Here is a 1,729-nt window from a genome sequence, read left to right as displayed (position 1 = left end):
TAAAATCATTTTTTATTGCTTGTGACACGATCAAGGTACATGGTGAATCTAATATCAAATTTATCCTTCCTGTCGTTTTTCGTGTCATTTACGGCTGCGGCTTAAGGAGAAATGAAGCATTGTCACTTAAAAATAAGGATGTAAACCTTGACGAAGGTTATATTATTATTCGGGAAACAAAAAATGGATGTGATCGGATACTTCCCCTTTCTGATTCTTTAATAACGATTTGTAAACAATACAAAATTCATTTTTCGTCAAACGACTCCGAGGCCTACTTTTTTATACAGTTAAATGGTAACCGTTACGCCCCGGACACAGTATATAGGTGGTTTCGTAAAATTCTTTGGGAAGCCGGTATCTCTCATGGCGGAAAAGGCTCGGGACCACGGGTACATGACCTTAGACATTCATTTAGTGTGCATTCATTGGCAGAAATGTCCCGTAAGGGACTGGATCTATACTATTCTCTCCCTATTCTTTCTAAATACCTGGGTCACAATTCATTGGAAGCTACGGACAGGTATGTCAGATTAACCTCGGATATGTATCCGGAATTAATTCAAGATGTGAATAATCTGTGTTCATACTTATTTCCGGAGGTGAAGGCAAATGAAACCTACTGATTTTTCCTATTATCTCACAAGGTTTCTCACAAAATATCTCCCAGGTGAAGCTGGAGCAAGCAAAAACACCATCGCCTCCTATAGAGACACGTTTATTCTTTTTCTTCGCTTCTTAGGCGATGAAAAGAATATTCCTGCGGATAATTTGACCTTGAATATGATAACCAAGAATATAGTGGTGGAATATTTAGATTGGATGGAAGAAGTACGTAGATGCAGCACAGCGACGAGAAATGTCCGATTGGCGGCAATCCATTCCTTTTTTAAATATCTCCAATACGAGAATCCGGATAATCTATTGGAATGGCAGAAAGTCCTCTCTATTCCAGTCAAAAAGACAAAAAAGAAAACCATAAACTACCTAACTCTTGACGGGGTAAAGTTACTGTTAAAAATGCCAAATATAGAAACGATGGCTGGAAGCCGCGATTTAACTTTATTAACACTCATGTATGAAACGGGTGCCAGGGTTCAGGAGATAATAGACTTAACACCATCAATGATTAGGTTCGATAAACCCTATACTATAAAATTGATTGGCAAAGGAAACAAAGCTAGGATTGTACCTTTAATGGAACCTACGATACAAATATTGAAGCGATATATGGAAGAACAAGGTCTTTTAAAGAATTCTTCGAATTTATATCCTTTGTTTTTCAATAAAAGAAAGGAGAAACTGACAAGAGCTGGGGTGAATTATGTATTAGCCAAATACAAAAACTTAGCTCGGGCAGAAAATAAAACATTGATTCCGGAAGTGTTTACCTGCCATTGTCTCAGACACTCAAAAGCAATGCACCTTCTTCAAGCCGGTGTAAATCTTGTATATATAAGAGATATTCTTGGTCACAGTTCTGTACAAGTGACAGAAATTTATGCCAAGACAGATTCAAAACAAAAAAGAGAAGCAATAGAGAAGGCATATACTGATGTATCACCTTCTGAGGAACCTGAGTGGCAAGAAAATGAAAACCTATTGACTTGGCTAAACAGCTTTAATAAATAAGAACAAATGATAATGTAAAGTATTCCAGCATAATATCCCACTTTGACTACATAGAAAAGACTTACTTTACATTATCATTTACTATACATAACCTTTG

General features: G+C 36.8%; 2 protein-coding genes. Both read left to right on the top strand.

The genetic code is table 11. The features are described from left to right. Nucleotides 1-626 (top strand): tyrosine-type recombinase/integrase (locus tag IEW67_RS17790; protein ID WP_188634418.1); only part of this gene is annotated, 626 nt, incomplete at its 5' end. Beyond that, nucleotides 613-1,632, top strand: coding sequence for a site-specific integrase (locus IEW67_RS17785; protein ID WP_188634417.1), 1,020 nt, complete (start codon nt 613-615; stop codon nt 1,630-1,632). The genes IEW67_RS17790 and IEW67_RS17785, both read left to right, overlap by 14 nt. Nucleotides 1,633-1,729: the final 97 nt, after the last annotated feature.

It is taken from the genome of Lentibacillus kapialis, from assembly GCF_014646635.1.
Taxonomy (GTDB): domain Bacteria; phylum Bacillota; class Bacilli; order Bacillales; family Amphibacillaceae; genus Lentibacillus; species Lentibacillus kapialis.
Note: the sequence above shows the minus strand (reverse complement) of the source record. Positions and strands in the feature narration are given on the sequence as shown.